General features: G+C 57.2%; 1 pseudogene. It reads left to right on the top strand.

The features are described 5' to 3' along the window. Positions 1–334, top strand: a pseudogene (locus tag MXD62_RS10690) (AMP-dependent synthetase); the annotation flags it as partial.

Raw genomic sequence — 334 nt, 5'->3', positions numbered from 1 at the left:
GCATCCAGGTGTGCTGGAATCGGCGGTGATCGGTGTTCCTCATCCGCTAAAAGGGGAGGAAATCATCGTTTTTGCCGTTTTGAAACCGGGCGTCGAGCTGTTGGCCGATCAACTGAGGCAGCATGTCGCCGTGGCGCTCGGCAAACCGTACGAGCCTGGGGAGGTCCACTTTGTCAAGGATTTGCCCAAGACGCGGACACAGAAAATCATGCGCCGGTTAATCAAGCAAAAGTTCTTGGGCGAGCCGCTCGGCGATACGTCCAGCCTGATGAACCCGGCTGCGTTGGAGATGCTGCCTGTGCGTGAATATACCGGGAGATCCCCGGAACAGTGA

The organism is Frankia sp. Mgl5 (assembly GCF_023242985.1).
GTDB lineage: Bacteria > Actinomycetota > Actinomycetes > Frankiales > Frankiaceae > Parafrankia > Parafrankia soli.
This window is presented reverse-complemented; position numbering and strand designations above follow the sequence as displayed.